General features: G+C 67.9%; 14 protein-coding genes. 12 read left to right on the plus strand and 2 right to left on the minus strand.

Annotated features, from left to right (window positions below):
• Window position 1: 1 nt before the first annotated feature.
• The 6 genes from BN977_RS22460 (at window position 2) to BN977_RS22485 (ending at window position 8,699) form a co-directional block, all read left to right on the plus strand.
• Window positions 2-1,522 (plus strand): hypothetical protein, encoded by a 1,521-nt coding sequence (locus tag BN977_RS22460; RefSeq protein WP_051561819.1) that lies wholly within the window; start codon window positions 2-4, stop codon window positions 1,520-1,522.
• The gene (locus BN977_RS22465; protein ID WP_234709657.1) at window positions 1,519-3,000 is read left to right on the plus strand and encodes a glycosyltransferase; all 1,482 of its coding nucleotides are present in this window, start codon (window positions 1,519-1,521) and stop codon (window positions 2,998-3,000) included. The genes BN977_RS22460 and BN977_RS22465 overlap by 4 nt, the downstream gene beginning before the upstream one ends.
• Window positions 2,997-4,682, plus strand: a complete 1,686-nt coding sequence (locus tag BN977_RS22470; RefSeq protein WP_036401617.1) for a glycosyltransferase family protein — start codon at window positions 2,997-2,999, stop codon at window positions 4,680-4,682. Before BN977_RS22465 ends, BN977_RS22470 begins: the two co-directional genes overlap by 4 nt.
• A 113-nt stretch (window positions 4,683-4,795) precedes the next feature.
• A complete protein-coding gene (locus BN977_RS22475; RefSeq protein WP_036401619.1) occupies window positions 4,796-7,147 on the plus strand; it encodes an arylsulfatase in 2,352 nt (783 codons plus the stop codon).
• Complete coding sequence (locus BN977_RS22480) at window positions 7,147-7,848, plus strand: hypothetical protein (protein WP_051561821.1); 702 nt, start codon at window positions 7,147-7,149, stop codon at window positions 7,846-7,848. Before BN977_RS22475 ends, BN977_RS22480 begins: the two co-directional genes overlap by 1 nt.
• A complete protein-coding gene (locus BN977_RS22485; RefSeq protein WP_036401620.1) occupies window positions 7,845-8,699 on the plus strand; it encodes a formylglycine-generating enzyme family protein in 855 nt (284 codons plus the stop codon). Before BN977_RS22480 ends, BN977_RS22485 begins: the two co-directional genes overlap by 4 nt.
• 18 nt (window positions 8,700-8,717) lie before the next feature.
• On the opposite strand, the gene BN977_RS22490 is transcribed toward BN977_RS22485, so the two are convergent.
• On the minus strand, window positions 8,718-10,277 hold the full coding sequence (locus BN977_RS22490; protein ID WP_036401622.1) for a hypothetical protein: 1,560 nt from the start codon (window positions 10,275-10,277) through the stop codon (window positions 8,718-8,720).
• Between the two features lie 375 nt (window positions 10,278-10,652).
• Between BN977_RS22490 and BN977_RS22495 the strand changes: the two genes are divergently transcribed.
• Window positions 10,653-12,041: an MFS transporter gene (locus BN977_RS22495; RefSeq protein WP_036401624.1), complete on the plus strand. Its 1,389-nt coding sequence runs from the start codon at window positions 10,653-10,655 to the stop codon at window positions 12,039-12,041.
• A gap of 5 nt (window positions 12,042-12,046) precedes the next feature.
• On the opposite strand, the gene BN977_RS22500 is transcribed toward BN977_RS22495, so the two are convergent.
• A complete protein-coding gene (locus BN977_RS22500) occupies window positions 12,047-13,717 on the minus strand; it encodes a PucR family transcriptional regulator (protein WP_036404190.1) in 1,671 nt (556 codons plus the stop codon).
• A gap of 242 nt (window positions 13,718-13,959) precedes the next feature.
• Between BN977_RS22500 and BN977_RS22505 the strand changes: the two genes are divergently transcribed.
• From BN977_RS22505 to BN977_RS22525, 5 genes are all read left to right on the plus strand, one after another.
• Window positions 13,960-14,409, plus strand: a complete 450-nt coding sequence (locus BN977_RS22505; RefSeq protein WP_036404192.1) for a GlcG/HbpS family heme-binding protein — start codon at window positions 13,960-13,962, stop codon at window positions 14,407-14,409.
• 181 nt (window positions 14,410-14,590) lie between these two features.
• The gene (locus BN977_RS22510; protein WP_036401629.1) at window positions 14,591-15,310 is read left to right on the plus strand and encodes an iron-containing redox enzyme family protein; all 720 of its coding nucleotides are present in this window, start codon (window positions 14,591-14,593) and stop codon (window positions 15,308-15,310) included.
• 67 nt (window positions 15,311-15,377) lie between these two features.
• Window positions 15,378-15,722 carry a Rieske (2Fe-2S) protein gene (locus BN977_RS22515; protein ID WP_036401632.1) on the plus strand — a complete coding sequence of 115 codons (345 nt, stop codon included), beginning with the start codon at window positions 15,378-15,380 and terminating at the stop codon, window positions 15,720-15,722.
• Complete coding sequence (locus tag BN977_RS22520; RefSeq protein WP_036401635.1) at window positions 15,719-16,960, plus strand: NAD(P)/FAD-dependent oxidoreductase; 1,242 nt, start codon at window positions 15,719-15,721, stop codon at window positions 16,958-16,960. The genes BN977_RS22515 and BN977_RS22520 overlap by 4 nt, the downstream gene beginning before the upstream one ends.
• Complete coding sequence (locus tag BN977_RS22525) at window positions 16,957-18,402, plus strand: aldehyde dehydrogenase family protein (protein WP_036401637.1); 1,446 nt, start codon at window positions 16,957-16,959, stop codon at window positions 18,400-18,402. The genes BN977_RS22520 and BN977_RS22525 overlap by 4 nt, the downstream gene beginning before the upstream one ends.
• Window positions 18,403-18,405: the final 3 nt, after the last annotated feature.

The raw sequence follows: 18,405 nt of genomic DNA on the forward strand, positions 1-18,405 counted from the left end.
GATGACGGCCGCCGGCGGGACGCCCGTACGGCAGCGGTGGTCGTTGCGCAACCGGTCGGTGGAGAACCTGCACCCGGTGACGCGGATGTTCTGGCGGTGGGGATTCATCGCGATCCTCACCGTGGTTGCCTTCCACCGCTCCCTGGCGAGCGCCTGGGCGACCACCGTGGGCGGCGGTTTCGGGGGCTATGTGTGGTTGGTTCCCATCGCGGCGCTCCTGGCCGCCATCGGGATCGCGCGGCGCAACCGGACCGAACTGCCCATCCACGACCGGCAGACCGACATCATCGTCGCGACAATGGGTTTGGTGATGGCGCTGCTCGTGCACGGGGTGCTTCTGCAGCGCTACAGCCTGTACTTCCACCTGCTGCGACTGGACCTGGTCGCGATGTGGCTGTTCATCGTCAGCGCCAGTGTCGCGATGTTCGGATTGCGCCCGGTGATTCGGTTCGGCTGGGCCTGGCTGGTCCTGTTCATGGTGTTCCCGCTGCCGTACTACGTGACAGTGATCCTGTTGGGCGGCAACCGGTTGGCCGCCGGTGTGGGCACCATGGTGATCGCCGCGGCCGCCACGGCCACCGCGGTCGGGCGCAAGGTCAGTCGCGGGATGGTGGGATCCAACCTGGCCTGGCTGGTCGGCCTGGTGATGCTCGGCTTCATGGCGGTGTTCATGCCGAACGCTCATCTGATCACCTACCAGTATGTGCCCGCCTTGACGTCGATATGCCTGGTTGCCTCCTTGATGTTCCTGGCGGATCGGTGGGGCCTGCCGAAACGCGTGTTGGACCGTAAGCTGGAACCGCTTGCCGCGCGCCAGATCTGGTCGGCGGTCCCACTGGTGCTGGTGATCGCGGCACTGCTGTCGGTGGTGCGGCTACCCGAGGTCGGGCTGGCCCCGGCCGTGCGGGTGGAGGCGATGGATTTCGGGGCTCCGCTGAAGGCTCCGCCCGGCTGGCGGATCCTGGAGACCCAGCGGTACGACTGGGTGACCCGGTTCTACGGGCGCGGAGCGGTGCTCGTCCGCCAGAAGATGGTCGCCGAGACCGGGAATCCGGTCTACGACAAGTTCTCCCGGCCGCGGACGATCATGGTGGACAGTGTCACCACGCTCCGGCCGTTCTCACTGAACGTCTATCCGTCCCGGATGCTCTACCGGATCAACGGCATCCGACTGAGCGGGGTGCGCCCGGCCGACCTCGGTTACGGCGTGCCTGCCGACCTGTTCTCGGTGATCGACGACAGGCTACTGGTCACCTGGGACGGCCTGCAGTGGACGTGGACCAACGGCGAGGTCGGGCGGCGGATACTGGCGATCGCCGTCGACAATCACGAGGACTGGGCGCCGTTTCCGCAACCCACCGGTGGCGTGGCCCCGACGCTGAACTCGTTGTTCACCGTGCTGTTCCGCGGAAACTCGGCCGCCGCCAACGAGGATCCGGATATCAAGGACGACGACCTGCTCACCGAATTCGGGCATGCCTTGGTGCGGGCGCAGATGGAGCCGCTGGGGGTGGCACCGTGACGGTCGAACTGCCGTTGCCGACCGATGCCGGGCTGACCGACGAACAGCGCGCATACGCCCTCGACCGCGCGATCAACGCGTTGCGGGACGACCATCCGATGCAGTCGGCGTCCCGGGCGGTCTGGGGCTGGCAGAAACCCACCCTGCTCACCCTGCTGGGTATCACCCTGACCTTCGCCGTGCTGTTCCCGATGCAGACCGCGGTCACCCTGATCGGGCTGTGCACGCTCGGGTACGTGCTGACGATGACGGACCGGGTGCTGATCTTCCGCGAAGGCCTGGCCTCGCGGCCGATCACCATCTCCGATGAGCAGGCGCGTGCCACACCGGATGCGGATCTGCCCAGGTACACCATCCTCGTACCGGCCTACAACGAACCCGAGGTGGTCGGCGACCTGATCGGGGCGATGGCCGCACTGGAGTACCCGCACGACAAGCTGCAGGTGTTGCTGCTGCTGGAGGCCGACGATGACGTCACCATCGCGGCCGCGCGGGCCTGTGGTGAATCGGAGATCATCAGTATCGTCCTGGTTCCGCCGGCCGAGCCACGGACCAAGCCCAAGGCCTGCAACTACGGCCTGCACTTCGCCACCGGCCAGATCGTCACCATCTATGACGCCGAGGATCTGCCCGAGCCGCTGCAGCTGCGCCGTGTGACCGCCGCCTTCGCTGCCCTGCCGGACGACATCGCTTGTGTGCAAGCGAAATTGGAGTATCACAACGGGCATCAGAACATCCTCACCGGTTGGTTCACCGCCGAGTACGGGTTGTGGTTCGGCTACCTGCTGCCCGGGATGATGCGCAGCACGTCCCCGATTCCGCTGGGCGGCACCTCGAACCATCTGCGCCGCGACATCCTGGACCAGATCGGCGCCTGGGACCCGTTCAACGTCACCGAGGACGCCGACCTCGGGCTGCGCATCGACGCGTCGGGGTATCACACCGCCGTGATCGACTCGGCCACCCAGGAAGAGGCCAACTCGGATCCGATCAACTGGATCAGGCAGCGATCGCGTTGGTACAAGGGCTATCTGCAGACGTGGCTGGTGCACATCCGGCAACCGCTGCGGCTGTACCGGATCCTCGGGCCGCGCAGCTTTCTGCGGTTCAATCTGGTGCTGGCGGGCACACCCGTCATCGCGGTGCTCAACCTGGTGTTCTGGCTCATCACCGTGCTGTGGTTCCTGGGCCAACCGGAGGTGGTCGGGGCCGTGTTCCCGCCGCTGGTGTACTTCCCAGCGCTGATCGCGCTGGTGCTGGGGAACGCGGCGACCATCTACATGAACCTCGTCGCGCTGCGCGAAGACGACCGGTCCGACCTGCTGGTCGCCGCGGTCACGGTCCCGGCGTTCTGGCTGATGATGAGCATCGCCGCCGCCAAGGGCGTCTATCAGATCATCCGCAACCCGTCGTACTGGGAGAAGACGTTCCACGGTCTCGCGGCGAAACCGGACGCCGACGCGGACCCGGTCACGTGAGCCGGCGGCGGTTGTCGGATCGCCAGTGCAAGTGGTTGGCCTACCTGGCGGCGCTGGCGGCGTACCTGGCGGTCGGTTACTGGCTGCAGGTGCGTCACGGGTTCATCCTGGGCGACGCGCTGTCCCGGGTACAGGCGTCGGAAAGTGTGCTCTACAGCCGGGATCCGCATCTGGCGGCCATCGGGTTCATCTTCACCCCACTCACCGCGATGGTGGAGATCCCCGCCATGCTGATGGCGCCGCTGTGGCCGGACCTGACCGCGCGGGCCTACGCCGGAAGCATCATGTCGGCGGTCTTCATGGCGGGCGCGGTGGTGCAGATCTTCTCGACCGGCAGCGACCGCGGGCTGCCGCGCGGCTACGTCGTGACCATCGCGGCGCTGTTCGCGCTGAACCCGATGATCGTCTTCTACGGATCCAACGGGATGAGTGAAGCGCCGTTCATCTTCTTCCTGACGTGGGCCGTCCGCCGCCTCATCCTCTGGATGACCGACGACGACGTGCACCATCTGATCGCGGCGGGCGGTATCGCCATGGGACTGGCGTACCTCACGCGGTACGACGCGGTGGGCACCGTCGCCGCGGCCGGTGTGGTGGTCGGCGTGACGACCTTTCTGCGGGCCCGGCGCCCACCCCGCGTCCGGCGCGCCCTACTGGACCTGATGCTGGTCAGCCTCCCCGGCTTCGTCGCCTTCGTCGGCTGGGCGGTCACCAGCTGGCTCATCACCGGGGACGCATTCGCGCAATTCACGTCCCAGTACGGGAATGCCGCCATCCTCAAGCAGTCCGGCGGCGCCGCAGCCACCAGCTTCACCGGCGGCGTCGCCTTCGCGGCGGGGTGTATCACGCTGCTGGCGCCCACCCTGTTACCGATCGCCGCCTGGGCCGGCCTGTCCCGGCGGCGCGGCGCGCACACGGGCGTGCTCGCGGTGCCCGTGCTGATGTACGGAGCGGTGCTGGCCTTTCAGACCTACACCTTCGCCACCGGCGCCACCTTTCCGTTCCTGCGCTTCTACATCGTCGCGATCCCGTTCGTCGCGACGCTGGCGATGCTGGCGGTTCCCGACGGCAAGCTGGTCGAACCCACGCGACGCGGCAAGAACTCGCCGCCGGTCGTGGTGCACCCCAAGCCCGGGCGCCGATTCGGATACGTCGCCGTCGCGGCCCTGGCCGCCGTCGCGGTGCCGGTGGCCGGGTGGGGGATGATGTCGCCGCACTACGCGCCGCAGGAGTATGCGCTGGGCACGGTGTTGCGTCCCGAACCGGATTCGGTGAGCCCGCAGAAGGCGGTCGAGCGACGCATCGTGGCCACCTTCTCCACGGAGCGCGAGATCGCACGCTATCTCGACGATCTCGCACTCCCGGACAGCTCGGTGATCACGGACACGGTGTACGGCTTCGCGGTGGTCGTGGCGTCGCAGCACCCGCGGATGTTCGTGGTGCCGTCGGATCCCGACTTCGTCCGGCTGCTCAACGACCCGTCGGCACACGGCATCAAATACCTGTTGGCGGTTCCGCCGACCGGACGCGGGGTGGCCGATGCGCTCAACCAGCGCTACCCGACGCTGTACGCGACGGGCTCGGATGTGGCGACGTTGGAATTGGAGATTCCCAACGACGGCGACAGTCAACCGGATTGGCGGTTGTACCGGGTCAAGGAACCGGCCAACCCGATGGCCTGACGAATCCGGGTTGGCGCCGGCGTCAATTTTCTCAGGCGTGTCCTACCCGGCGGGTGTAGTCTCCGGGCGACCGTCGAGTGCACGGCGGGTCCGACGATCGCAATGGGGTTGCCATGGCATCTGAGTTCAACGGCAAGATCGCAGTGGATATCCGGGATTCCGAGCCCGATTGGGCGCCCTATGCCGCGCCCACTGCCCCGCCCGGTGCCCCCAACATCCTGTACCTGGTGTGGGACGACACCGGCATCGCGACATGGGACTGCTTCGGGGGGTTGGTGCAGATGCCGGCGATGCGCCGGATCGCCGAAAAGGGCGTGCGGCTGTCCCAGTTCCACACCACGGCGTTGTGCTCGCCCACCCGGGCGTCGTTGCTCACCGGCCGCAACCCCACGACCGTCGGGATGGCCACCATCGAGGAGTTCACCGACGGCTTCCCCAATTGCAACGGCCGTATCCCGGCGGACACCGCGCTGTTGTCCGAGGTGCTGGCCGAACGCGGCTACAACACCTATGCGATCGGCAAATGGCACCTGACCCCGTTGGAGGAGTCCAACCTGGCCGCCACCAAACGGCATTGGCCGCTGGGTCGCGGGTTCGAGCGCTTCTACGGGTTCATGGGCGGCGAGACCGACCAGTGGTATCCCGATCTGGTCTACGACAACCACCCGGTGGCCCCGCCGGCGACGCCCGAAGAGGGCTATCACCTGTCGAAAGACTTGGCCGACAAGACAATCGAGTTCATCCGCGATTCCAAGGTGATCGCCCCGGACAAGCCGTGGTTCTCCTATCTGTGCCCGGGCGCCGGCCATGCCCCGCACCACGTGTTCGCCGAGTGGGCGGACCGCTATGCCGGCACGTTCGACATGGGCTACGAGCGCTACCGCGAACTGGTCCTGGAGAACCAGAAGAAGCTCGGCATCGTGCCGCCCGACACCGAGCTCTCACCCGTCAACCCGTATCTGGATGTGACCGGGCCGGGCGGCGAACCCTGGCCGCTGCAGGACACCGTGCGGCCCTGGGACACGCTCGACGACGAGGAGAAGCGGCTGTTCGCCCGGATGGCCGAGGTGTTCGCCGGGTTCCTGTCCTACACCGATGCCCAGATCGGGCGGATCCTGGACTATCTCGAGGAATCCGACCAGTTGGACAACACCATCATCGTGGTGATCTCCGACAACGGTGCCAGCGGTGAGGGCGGGCCCAACGGTTCGGTCAACGAGAACAAGTTCTTCAACGGCTATATCGACACCGTCGCAGAGAGCATGCGCTTCTACGACCAGCTGGGCGGTCCGGATACCTACAACCACTATCCGATCGGCTGGGCGATGGCCTTCAACACGCCCTACAAGCTGTTCAAGCGGTACGCCTCCCACGAAGGCGGTATCGCAGACACCGCAATCATCGGCTGGCCCAACGGAATCGACGCCCACGGCGAGGTCAGGGACCACTACGTCAACGTCTGCGATATCACCCCAACCGTGTACGACCTGCTCGGTATCGCCCCGCCGGCCGAGGTGGGCGGCATCCCCCAGAAACCGCTCGACGGGGTGAGTTTCAAAGCGGCCCTTGTCGATCCCGGCGCCGACACGGGTAAGCGCACGCAGTTCTACACCATGCTGGGCACCCGCGGTATCTGGCACGACGGCTGGTTCGCCAATACCGTGCACGCCGCCTCACCGGCCGGGTGGAGTCACTTCGACGCCGACCGGTGGGAACTGTTCCACATCGAGGCCGACCGCAGCCAATGCCGTGACCTGGCCGCGCAGCACCCGGACAAACTGGAGGAGCTCAAGGCGCTGTGGTTCGCCGAGGCCGCCAAATACAACGGGCTGCCGCTGGGCGATCTGAACATCTTCGAGACGCTCGGCCGGTGGCGGCCCTACCTGGCGGTCGACCGGACCAATTTCACCTACTACCCGGACACCGCGGAGGTCGGCACCGGGGCCGCCGCGGAACTGCGCGGTCAATCGTTCTCGGTGCTCGCCGAGGTCACCGTCGACACCCCCGACGCCGAGGGCGTGCTGTTCAAACACGGTGCCGGACACGGCGGGCATGTGTTGTTCATCCAGGACGGCAGGCTGCAGTACGTGTACAACTTCATGGGCGAGGACGAACAGCGGGTGTCGGCCGAGGTGCCGGTGCCGCTGGGGGCCCACGTCTTCGGGGTGCGCTATGACCGCACCGGGACCGTCGAGGGCAGCCACACTCCGGTCGGGGACATCACCCTGCACGTGGACGACACCGTGGTGGCCACCGGCACCGGTGTCCGCACCCACCCGGGCAGTTTCGGTCTGTCCGGCAGTGGGATCGCGGTCGGGCGCAACAGCGGCCAGACGGTGTGCGGTGCGTACCGGGCGCCTTTCGCGTTCACCGGTGGGACAATCGCCAAGGTGGTGGTCGACATCTCCGGTGCGCCGTACCGTGATGTGGAAAGGGAGTTGGCCCAGGCATTCGCGAAGGACTGATGACACGTTTTGACACGTTGGCGCGCGCCGCGGTGGTCGCCGGGGCGGCCGCGGTCCTCGTCGTCGCCGCCGGATGTGTCCGCACCAGCACCGGAGCTCCGGTCGCTGCCGAGGGCGCACCGGCGGTCGCGGGCCGGCCCGGCACGTCCACGTCCGGTGACCCGGACTCGTCCACCTATGGCGTGGTGCCCACCAGCCGGGCCCAGCTGCCCGCGCAGGCGGTGACGTGTGAACCGGAACGCAAACCGCAGATCGGCTTCGTGGCGAAGGTGGCCGACGTGGCGGCGCCGGTGGTCACCGTGCCGGTGCCGGACGGCTGGTCGATGCAGGGCGGCAGCGGCGATATCGCGGGCTACCTCACCGGCCCGGAGGGGATGAACGCCACGATCACCATCGCGGCCACCTCGCTGGAGCCGGCGAAGGCGTTCGACGAGTATGCCGACCACATGATGGGCGAGGCGGCGGTCAGCTCGATCAGCGTGCTGCCCGCCGAGCTGTGCGAATACAGCGGGCAGAAGCTGCTCGGTGCGTGGTCGGACACCCCGCAGAACGCAACCGAATTCGTCGACCGGGTGGTGCACGTCTGGACCAATGCGGGCAACTACCTGGTGTCGGTGCACACCACCGCGCCCACCGGGACACCGGGATTCGACGGCGCCGCCGAACTGCTCGCCGGGGACTTCCAGATCCGCATCCCATGACCGTGACCGATCTCGTCGAGCTGCCGGGTGGGACCTTCCGGATGGGCTGTTCCGATTTCTATCCGGAGGAGGCGCCGGTGCGGACGGCCGAGGTGGCCCCGTTCGCGATCGAGCGGCACCCGGTGACGACCGCCCAGTTCGCCGCGTTCGTCGAGGCCACCGGTTACCGGACGGTGGCCGAACGGCCGATGGACCCGGCGCGCTACCCCGGTGTGCCCGCCGCCGACCTGGCGCCCGGCGCCATGGTGTTCCGGCAGACGCCCGGTCCGGTCGATCTGCGCAACTGGCGGCAGTGGTGGGACTGGGCGCCCGGCGCCAGCTGGCGGCATCCGTTCGGTCCCGAGCGTGGGGAGGGCGCCCCCGACCACCCCGTCGTCCAGGTGGCCTACGCCGACGCGCTGGCCTACGCCGTGTGGGCGGCCCGGCGCCTGCCCACCGAGGCGGAATGGGAGTACGCGGCCCGGGCCGGGGCCGAATCCACCTACGCGTGGGGCGAGGACGTCAAACCCGGTGGCACGCTGATGGCCAACACCTGGCAGGGCGCCTTCCCGTACCGCAACGACGGGGCCGCGGGCTGGGTGGGGACATCGCCGGTGGGCACCTTCCCCCCCAACGGATTCGGCCTGGTGGACATGATCGGCAACGTGTGGGAGTGGACGGCCACGGAGTTCACCGGCCGGCTGGCCAACCCGTGTTGCCTGCCGGACGACGATCCCGGGGTCAGCCAGGCGCTCAAGGGTGGATCGCACCTGTGCGCACCGGAGTACTGCCACCGGTACCGGCCGGCCGCCCGCTCGCCGCAGTCACGGGACACCGCAACGACCCACATCGGGTTCCGCTGCGCGGTGTGACCGCGTGCCGCGGCGCTCTCAGAACACGAGGATGGCGAACACCGTGGACAGCACCAGCCCGGTCACCACCGGCACGAAGCACTTGCGGGCCAGGGTGAGCACGGGGACGCGGGCGAATCCGGCGACCGCGACCAGCGACGACCACGCCACCAGCGTGCCGCCGCCGGACCAGATATTGCCCATCTGACCGATCGCGGCCAGCGTCGCCGGGTCCATTCCGGCGGCGGTGCCGAGCGCCGCCGACAACGAGCCGGTGAGGGGCAGGCCGCTGAACCCGGAGCCCTCCAGACCTGCGATCAGGCCTACCACCAGCACGGTGAACGCGACGACAAAGGGGTTGGGCGCGACATGGGCCAGTGCGGCGTTGATCAGATCGAACAACAGCGCGGGCCCTTTGGCACCCTCGGGCATGCCGAGGATGCGGGCGGAGAAGTCACCGTTGCCGATGAAGAAGAACCCGGCGATGGGCAACACCACGCCCATGGCCTTGAACGCGAACACCAGGCCGTCCACGATATGTGTCGACGAGCTCTCCAGGAACGTGCGCTTGTCGTTGGTCAGGCAGGCGGCGAACAGCAGTATCGCCGCGATGCCACCGACGATGCCCGCGGCATCACCGCCCTTCAACGGGGGAACCACGGTGGTGAACTTGCCCAGCAGCAGGTACACGATGAACGTCAGGTAGGCCAGCGGCACCGTCATCGCGAACACCTTGGCGGCCAACGACTTCGGTGGGGTGGCCGGCTCGGCGGCGGTCTGGTCCAGCACCGCCGTCGCGACCGGTGCGGCCGCCGAAACGGTGCCGCCGGCCGGGGTAGCGCCGCGCAGGTCGACGGCCGGGGCGGCGCCGGATCCGCCGGGGCCGGCCTGGTCACCGCCGCTGAGACCGAACCTGTCCGCCTTGTCCTCCCACGCCGCCAGCAGGTCCGGTGAGGGTTCCCGCCACGTCCGGCGTTGGGTGAGATACGTGATGAGCAACGCGCTGAGCCCGACGATCAGCGACAACACCATCGCCTTGTCGGCCACCCGGTCGGCGTCGACGCCCGCCGCGGTGGCAGAGATGCCCGGTGCGACCTTGATGATGAAGTCCGAGGACAGTGCCATTCCCTGACCGGCAATCGCGATCACCATGCCGACCGACAGTGGGCTCAGACCGGCCCGGATGGCCACCGGAATGAGGACCGCTCCGACCAGTGGGACGGCGGGGGTGGGCCAGAAGAACAGCGAGATCACATAGGTGACCGCGGCGAGAACGATGAAACTGCTTGTGCCGGCCCGCATCACCCGTCGGAACGGCGTCACCATCAGCCGATCGGCGCCCATCTCGCGCAGTGCGCCGAGCATCGCGGTCACGAAGGCGATGATCAAGAAGATGTTGAACAGCTCATTGGCCGCCACCAAGCTGGCATTGAAGATCGACGACAGGCCCGTCACGATGCTGCCCGAGAACACCGAGGCGGTCAGCAGCGTGGCCACGACGGATGGCACCAGGATGTTCTTGCGCAACGCCATCGTGGCGAGAATGACGACGATGCCGGCCAGGTAGATCCAGTGGGCTGCGCTGAGATGTATGTCCATCGCGGATCTTTCATTCACAACTGCTCGTGGGCTGTGCAGTCTGATGGGGGAATGCTCGACGCGTTCCCGGCGCCGGTCAACGCACAGAGTGCACACCGGTTGCCGCGTCTGCCTGTGCAACGTGTTCCGACATTGTCATCTTGATGTCGGCGTGTTGCGCCGAAGTAACGACCTGCGCCGGGGCCCGGTGTTGTTGCGGTTCGCCCGCCGGGGCGGCCGGCGGTGGCTGTGCAGCATGTCCCCGCTGCGGTGGTTTTTGTGTGCGCCCTGACCCGTACGGGCGGCACCATCGCGGCACCGTGAATGAGACAGTGGCGGAGCGGGCACCTCCGCACGAACCGACCCGCGCGACAGACCGGCGATGAAAGACCTTCCATGACCGATACCGACAGCCGGCCCGCCGGGTCCGGTGTCGACCCAGCGGGAGGTGGCACGCCGCTGGCGCTGGCGGCGCTGCTCTCCGGCACCCTCGTCGGCACCGTGAGCAACAACGTGGTCAATGTGCCGATGCCGGCCATCCTCGGCCACTTCGACGCGCCGCTGAGCAGCGGTGTCTTCGTGGTCGTGGGATTTTTGCTCACCTTCACCGCCACCATGCCGGTGGTCGGCTGGTTGGGGGATCGTTTCGGCCGCCGTCGTATCTACTGTGCCTCGATGGTCGGCACGGCGGTGTGTGCCATCGGGGCCGCGACCGCACCGTCGCTGGAACTGCTGATCCTGTGGCGCTGCGTGGGCGGTGCGGCGGCCGCCGCACTGGGCCCCGCGGTGATGGGCTTGCTGACCTGGCTGTTCACCGGGGACCGACGGGGCAGGGCGGTCGGCCTGTGGGCATCGGTGAACGGGATCGGGCAGGCCGTCGGACCGACGATGGGTGGATTCGTCGCCGACGCCTGGGGCTGGCGGTGGGTGTTCGTGCCGCTGGTACCGGTGGCACTGGCCGGCCTTGTCGGCACGCTGCGCCATATCCCGCCTTACCCCGGCACCAGGATGAACTTCGATGCCGTCGGGGCGCTGACCTTGACGGTCGGATCCGGGCTGCTGATACTTGCCGCGGCACTCGTTCCGCGGCTGGGTGTCTCGGCCCTGGTGGTTACCGCCGCCGGTGTCGCGCTGGCGGTTCTGGCGGTCTTCGTCCGGCACTCGTTGCGGACACCGGAACCGTTCGTGGACGTGCGGCTGGTGGTCGAGGCCCGCTTCGCGCGCAGCACGTTGGCCGCGTTCGCGTTCATGTTCAACCTGGGCGCCACGTTGCTCGCCGTGCCGCTGTACCTGGCCGGGGTCGGCCGGACCGGGACGTTGGCCGGCGTCGTGCTGCTGGCCATCCCGGCGTCCATGGTGATCCTAGGCCCGTTGGTGGGCCGGTTTCTGGACCGGATCGGGGCCCGGCGGGTGCTGCGGGCCGGGCTGCTGGTGCTGCTGGCCGGTCACGCCACGCTGTCCGCGGCCACCGCCGGCGGCCTCATTGAAATGCACTGGGGGATGGCTGGTTTCGTGTGCATTCTGGCCATGATCGGCGTCGGTACGGCTCTCGTGCAGACCCCGGCGGCCACCGGTGCCACCCGTTCACCGGCCGGGGCCCAGGGAACCGGGCTGGGCTTGTTCAACCTGGTGCGGTTCGGCGGTTCGGCGCTGGGCGCCGCGTGGGTCGCCATCGCCCTGGGAACTCACTCGTCGGCGGGATTTCCGTTGGCATTCGCAGTGGTCGCGGCGGTGGCGGCACTCGGGCTGGTGGGATCGTTCGTAGGACCCGACCCCGGCCGGTAGCGCCGTCAGCGGAAGCTGGCTTCCCGATCGACGGCGGCCTGCACCTCGGTGAGCAGGTCCAGCCGGATGGCCAGCCAGACGGTGAACTGGTTGTCGGGTAACCGGATGTCCAGGCCGATATCGCGCGATACCCGATCGAGTTTGGCCAGCATGGTGTTGCGGTGCACGTTGAGCGCCCGCGCGGTGGCGTTGACGTTGCCGCCGTTGGCGAGGTAGCCGGTGAGGAAGTCACGCAGGTCGGGTGTCGCGCGCAGGGGCCCGAGAATGTCGTGCACGAGGGCTCGGCTCTGCTCGGTTTCGGCGACCTCGGCCAGCACGGTGAAGCTGCGCAGATCCTGGTAGGCCACCGCACCGGTGAGGCCCAGCCGCCGTGCGATGCCGAGTGCGACGCGGGCCTCGCGATAGCTGGCGGACACCGCCTGGGCGCCCGACACCGGCCTGCTGTGACAGACGGCCACGGCCGCACCGCGGCGGTGGCCCAGTTCGTCGGCCATCGCCTCGGCGTAGCGCGTCATCTCGTGGTTCATCGCGGTGTCGGTGTCGGCGCGCAGTGACCGCACGACGACCAGGACATCACCGAGCACGGTGACATATGAGCGGACGGCGGGGTCCGGCGCCACATTGGCGGCATACCGCGCCAGCCGGACCATGCTCGCGGTGGGATTGTCCACCCCCCGTGGAACGGTGCCGGGGGCGACGAAAACACCGAACCGCGAATCGATGTCGATGTCGTGGTACTCGGCACGCGCCCGCATCTCGTGTGCGCTGGAGAAGTGACCGTGTACCAGGGCCTGGATGAAATCCCCGCGGGCCCGTTCCTCGGCCTCGTCCACGCTGTGCTGTCGCAGCATCTCCGAACCGATGATCGCGGTGGCCTGTTCGGTGACGACGAGGTGCCGCGCCAGGTCGTGTGCGCCCGGCTCGGCGTTGCGCACCAGCACCACGACCCAGCCCTCGAACTCCTTTCCGAGCCGAATCGCCGTGGAGATGGCGGTCCAGATGACGCCGTGCGGGTCGGTGACGTGCTCCACGCGGGTGTCGTGATGGGCGGACAGGCGCGCGGCGGCAGGCAGATCGACGGTCAGCTTGGGGATCAGGGCCTCGGCGAGCGCGGTGACCACATCCGCGGCCAGACCGTTGTGCCCGACGACTTTGCCGCGGGCGTCGAGCGCGATCGCGGGGTTGCGGGCCAGATTCGACACCTCGCGGATCAATATCTGCAGACCGGCGCCGCGGTGGAACAAGCTGGCCAGCGAGGCGTGCACGTGCGTTGCGTAGCGCATGACGTGCACCTCCTGGCTCAGTGCCCGTTCGGCCAGCAGCCGGTTCAGTGCGGCGAATCCGACCGGGAAGGCCATCTCGATCACCACGAGCCCGGCCGGCGGTGCCGGCGGGAAATCGGCCGGCGCCACGCCGTCGATCAACAGCGCCCGTGCACCTCTGGCGGCCAGTGCGCCGAGGGTGGCCGCCCCACCCAACAGCGACTCCGGGCGCGCGTACACCGCCACTGCATCGAGGGGATCGGGACGCGCCATGACCTCTGAAAGCGGTAACAGCCAACGTAACTCGCGACCGAGGTGATCCTCGCCTGCAATCACGCGGGCACCCGACAGGAGTGACTCGTCGAGCAACCCGGCGACGGTCATCCGGTCTGCGGAACGCTGCTCTGATCCCATGTTCAACCTGCTCGTTGCGGTGTGCACGCCGGTGGCGGCGGCTCGACACTCCACGATCACACCGGCTTCGGCTCCCACCCTATGTGCAGTTTGACCCGAATGTCGGCCAGAGTGCGGACATTGTGACCAGGGCGGGCGTCGATGCGTCCGAGTAGACATCTCATCAGGTGCACGGCTCGTGGATCAGCGCGGTCCGGCCGGCGCCGACCACATCGGCACAACCGCAAGGAGTCATGCTCGCCATGCATCAGATCTATCGGATCACTCTCGAGGACGCCCTGCCCTTACTGGCGGCCGGCCGGGCCAAGGCCGAGGAGATCGGGGTCAAGCAGACGCTCTGTATCTGTGATGACGGTGGGAATGTGATTGCACTGCACCGTCTTCCGGGGGCCCGTCTGACCGGTGTCGACATCTCCATCGCCAAGGCGTTCACCGCGGCAGGGCATGAGCGCGCCACCCATCTGTTCAACGAGGCGCCGGATGGGCCGGCGTTGCCCGGAAACGAAGCCTTCGGCATCAGTCACATGCTGCCCGGCAAGTTCGCGGTGTTCGTCGGGGGCTTCCCCCTGGTGTTCCGCGATCAAATCGTCGGTGGCGTCGGTATCAGCGGTGGCAACGGCATGCAGGACAAGGCGGTGGGGGCGGCCATCCTCGCCGAGTTCGAGGCACTGACGGCGGCGATCGGGCGGTGACCAGCTGTGCAGCATGGCCCATCGCGGTGACCATTCGGGTGATGTTGTCCCTGTCGCGGCACCGCCGGGCTGGATAACGTCGTCGGTGCGGCCGCGAATCGCGGCGCTGCTTTCATGGCGATGAACATCGTTGACGCGCAGTCACTTTGGCAAAATACACCGAACGAAAGGACCGAAGATCATGACCGAACTGTTGGACCGTACCGAGTTTCGCGCCGAGCTGGAGAACGCGATCAAGGGCCGCGAGGCCAAGAACGCGTCGTTCTCCAAGGCCTGGGCCGAGGGTCGGCTGCAGCGCCACCATTTCGCACGCTGGGCCGAGAACCACTACCACTACGTCGGTCCCTTTGCCGACTACCTGGCCAACATCTACGCCAACACCCCCGACGAGTACACCGGCGCAAAAGATTTCACCCTGCAGAACATGTACGAGGAGGAGCTGGCCGACATCCGGCACACCGATCTGCTGATCAAGTTCGGCGAGGCATGCGGCACCACCAAGGAACGGATCGAAGATCCGAACAACATGAACGCCATCACCCGTGGCCTGCAGTCATGGTGCTACGCGGTGTCGCAACGCGAGCACTTCGTCGTCGCGACCGCAGCGCTGGTGGTCGGGTTGGAATCCCAGGTGCCGAGCATCTACACCAAGCAGATCGTGCCGCTGCGTGAGGTGTACAAGTTCACCGAGGACGAGATCGAGTTCTTCGACCTGCACATCACCTCCGACGTGGTGCACGGCGAGCGCGGCTACCAGATCGTGCTGGACCACGCCGACACCCCGCGGCTGCAGCAGCGCTGCCTGCAGATGGTGCGTTGGGGCGCCGAGATGCGCTTCTCCTACACCAAGGGGCTGTACGACACCTACGTCGCTCCTGAGCTGGAGCCGGCCGGCGTCTGAGTGAATTCGGCGCGCTCGCGTCCGCCCAGCGAACGTGAGCGCGCCGAATCGCGAGAAAGGGGAGCATATGTGGATCGCGGTGGCCACCACCAAGGATCTGGAGCGGCGGCGCAAGCTCCGCGTGGAGGTCGACGGCCTCGCCATTGCGCTGTTCCAGGCCGGGGGCCGAGTCTACGCACTCGCAGATCTCTGTGTGCACCAAGATCGTTCGCTGTTCAAGGGCACCCTGTTGGACGGCAAGGTGATCTGTCCGGGACATCAGTGGCAGTTCGACCTGGAAACCGGCTATGAGGCCGATCAGGACCGCTGCCAGCCCAGTTATCCGGTGCGGGTGCAGGACGGCACCGTCTATGTCGACACGGCATCGGTCGGGCACGCACCGGTGGGCCGCGAGGAAGGCGCGAAGGCATGACATTGCAGAACATCGTCACCGTCGGTGCGGGCCAGGCCGCGGCCGTCACGGCCAGGAACCTGCGCAGGCAGGGCTACGACGGCAGGATCAGCCTCATCGGGGCTGAGCCGCACCCGCCGTATCAGCGACCACCGCTGTCGAAGGAATTCCTCACCGGCGCCGATACCGAGGATTCGCTGTGGATCCTGCCGCCGACCTGGGTTGCCGACCATGACGTCGACATCGTCACCGGGACCACGGTTGTGCGGGTGGACGCGATGTCACGCAAGGTCGAGCTGGCAGACGGCGCGACGCTGGCGGCCGACGCCGTGCTGTTGGCCACCGGGGGCGCACCGCGCACCGTGGCGGTGCCGGGGCCGCGCCCCGAGCTGGTGCACTATCTGCGCACCCTCGACGACGCCCGGCGGCTGGCGCCGGCACTGCGACCCGGAAGCCGGCTGGCCATCGTCGGTGCGGGTTTCGTCGGCCTGGAGATCGCCGCCACCGCGACGGCCGTCGGCGTCGACGTCACGGTGTTGGAGTCGGTACCTGTCCCGTTGGCCCGGGTGCTGGGTCCGGCGATGGCCGCAGCTGTCTGCCGGCTTCATCGCGAGGGTGGGGTGGACCTACGAACCGGGATGCGGATCAACGGTATTCGCACCACCAGCGGCGGGGTGGTCGTCGACGTCGAGGGGTCCGGAGCGGTCGAGGCCGATGCCGTGGTGATCGGGATCGGGATCACGCCCAACACCGCCGTCGCCGAGGCGTCCGGCTTGCACACCGACGACGGCATCGTGGTCGATGCGGCGGGCCGCACCGCCGTCGGCCATATCTTCGCCGCCGGTGACGTCGCGCGGCGGTATTCGCCCCGCGCGGGCCGCCACATTCGCCCCGAGCACTTCGACAATGCCAGCCGGCAGGCGGTGGCCGTGGCCAACACGATGCTCGGCCGCCACACCATCTCCGACGACGCCCCGTGGTTCTGGTCGGATCAGCACGGTCGGAACCTGCAATTCGTGGGGGTCGCCACCGGTGACCCCGTCATTCGGGGCGATGTGGACGCAGGGGAGTTCACCGGCTTCTATCTCGAGGGCACCACCGTCCGCGGCGCGTTCGCCATGGATCGCGGTGCGGACATCACGGCGGCCCGGGAACTGTTGGACCGCGCCATCGACGTCGATGCCCTGCTCGACGAGGACACCGATCTGTGGGATCTGGTCTATGCCGATATCGACGAAGAAGCACAGGTGACCCGATGATCGACGGCCTGAACCTGATCGGCGGCTCATGGGTGCCGGCCCGGTCCGGCGAGACCTTCGTGCGGGCCAATCCCGCCGACCCGGCCGACCTCGTCGGGAGTTTCCCCGCTTCGCGGCCCGAGGATGTCGCCGACGCAGTCGACGGATTGGAGAAGGCGGCGCCGGAGTGGGCGGCGACGGCACCCGAGCACAGGGCGGCGATCCTGGAAGCCGCTGCCGCGCAATTGGAATCGAGGCGCGCAGAGCTGATCGACGAGCTGGTCCGGGAAGAGGGCAAGACCGTCGCCGAGGCCACCACCGAGGTCAGCCGCACACCGGCCAACCTGCGGTTCTACGCCGCGGAGGCGACCCGTTGCGGCGGGGTGACACTGCCGTCGGCAGGAGACACCTTGGTGTACACGGTCCGTGAGCCGGTCGGCATCATCGCCGCGATCACGCCGTGGAACTTCCCGATGAACATCCCCTCGCGCAAACTCGGACCGGCGTTGGCGGTCGGCAACCCGGTGCTGTTCAAGCCTTCCGAGCTCACCCCGCTGATGGGACAGCGCCTCGTCGAGGCGTTGTTGGACGGCGGGTTGCCCCCGACGGCCATCGCACTGGTGCACGGTGACGGCCGGGCCGGGGCGGCGGTGGTCGCCGACGAACGCGTCGCGGCGGTCACGTTCACCGGTTCCACCGAGGTGGGCCGGGCAATCCACGGCCGGATGGGTCCGCACCGGCGCGTGCAGTTGGAGATGGGTGGCAAGAATGCGGTGTTGGTCGCCGACGACGCCGACCTCGACCGCGCGGCGGCGCTGATCGTCAAGGGCGCCTTCGGATTGTCGGGCCAGGCCTGCACCGGCACCAGCAGGGTGGTCGTCACCGACGCCGTCCACGACGCGCTGGTCGAGCGCGTGATCAAGCGCACCAAGGCATTGCGGGTCGGCGCCGGTGGGACCCCGGGAGTCGACATGGGCGCGCTGGCCAGTGCGCAACAACTGGAGAAGTTCATGCACTACGTCGCCGCCGGGGTCGGCGACGGCGCCACACTGCGGTACGGCGGTACCACGGTCGAGGTGGCCGGTCACCCGGGCGGATACTTCGTGACACCGGCGGTGTTCACCGACGCCGAACCCGGGATGCGCATCGTCACCGACGAGGTGTTCGGCCCACTGATCGCCTTCCAGCGCTCGGGTTCCCTTTCCGAGGCGATCGATCTGGTCAATGCAAGCGCATTCGGGCTGTCCGCTGCCATCGTCACCGGCGATCTGGCGACCGCCCGGTCGTTCGCCCGCCGGGTGCGTACCGGGCTGGTCAAGGTCAACCAGCCCACCACCGGCATGGCGATGAACGCCCCGTTCGGTGGTTACAAGGCATCGTCGTCGGCGACGTTCAAGGAACAGGCCGGCGCCTCGATGATGGAGTTCTACCTCGCCGAGAAGACCGTCTACGTGGACGCCTGATGT

Source organism: Mycolicibacterium cosmeticum (assembly GCF_000613185.1).
Classification (GTDB): domain Bacteria; phylum Actinomycetota; class Actinomycetes; order Mycobacteriales; family Mycobacteriaceae; genus Mycobacterium; species Mycobacterium cosmeticum.

Coding starts and splice junctions, on each gene's coding strand:
- BN977_RS22460 (WP_051561819.1), top strand. CDS start 2: ATGACGGCCGCCGGCGGGACGCCCGTACGGCAGCGGTGGTCGTTGCGC.
- BN977_RS22475 (WP_036401619.1), top strand. CDS start 4,796: ATGGCATCTGAGTTCAACGGCAAGATCGCAGTGGATATCCGGGATTCC.
- BN977_RS22480 (WP_051561821.1), top strand. CDS start 7,147: ATGACACGTTTTGACACGTTGGCGCGCGCCGCGGTGGTCGCCGGGGCG.
- BN977_RS22485 (WP_036401620.1), top strand. CDS start 7,845: ATGACCGTGACCGATCTCGTCGAGCTGCCGGGTGGGACCTTCCGGATG.
- BN977_RS22490 (WP_036401622.1), bottom strand. CDS start 10,277: ATGGACATACATCTCAGCGCAGCCCACTGGATCTACCTGGCCGGCATC.
- BN977_RS22495 (WP_036401624.1), top strand. CDS start 10,653: ATGACCGATACCGACAGCCGGCCCGCCGGGTCCGGTGTCGACCCAGCG.
- BN977_RS22500 (WP_036404190.1), bottom strand. CDS start 13,717: ATGGGATCAGAGCAGCGTTCCGCAGACCGGATGACCGTCGCCGGGTTG.
- BN977_RS22505 (WP_036404192.1), top strand. CDS start 13,960: ATGCATCAGATCTATCGGATCACTCTCGAGGACGCCCTGCCCTTACTG.
- BN977_RS22510 (WP_036401629.1), top strand. CDS start 14,591: ATGACCGAACTGTTGGACCGTACCGAGTTTCGCGCCGAGCTGGAGAAC.
- BN977_RS22515 (WP_036401632.1), top strand. CDS start 15,378: ATGTGGATCGCGGTGGCCACCACCAAGGATCTGGAGCGGCGGCGCAAG.
- BN977_RS22520 (WP_036401635.1), top strand. CDS start 15,719: ATGACATTGCAGAACATCGTCACCGTCGGTGCGGGCCAGGCCGCGGCC.
- BN977_RS22525 (WP_036401637.1), top strand. CDS start 16,957: ATGATCGACGGCCTGAACCTGATCGGCGGCTCATGGGTGCCGGCCCGG.